The following is a 283-nucleotide window of genomic DNA, read 5'->3' as shown; positions in this document are numbered from 1 at the left end:
TCCTTCTCCATGATGCGCCTTGACCGCCACCAGTTTGGTCAGGACCGCAAACCACAGATCCGTGGCAATGGCGGACTGGGGTTCCACGCCAAACCAGAAAATCAATGCCGGAGCCATGAGCGCTCCCCCACCTACGCCCGTCAGGCCAATGGCCAATCCCGTCAATGCTCCCAGGCCGGCATGGGCCAAACCGATCACGACAAACCCGGCAGAATGACCTCGGAAGAAACGGAAGACGCGACAAAATACGGATTGAGGATTTCTTTCTTGCCATAGCGCAGAG

General features: G+C 57.6%; 1 protein-coding gene. It reads right to left on the bottom strand.

Annotation, left to right across the window (positions count from 1 at the left end):
- Positions 1 to 283: sulfite exporter TauE/SafE family protein (locus IV91_RS0115375; protein ID WP_200874463.1), on the bottom strand; the 283-nt coding region annotated here is incomplete at both ends.

Origin of the sequence: Ferrovum myxofaciens (assembly GCF_000735045.1) — a bacterium.
Classification (GTDB): Bacteria; Pseudomonadota; Gammaproteobacteria; order Burkholderiales; family Ferrovaceae; genus Ferrovum; species Ferrovum myxofaciens.
This window is presented reverse-complemented; position numbering and strand designations above follow the sequence as displayed.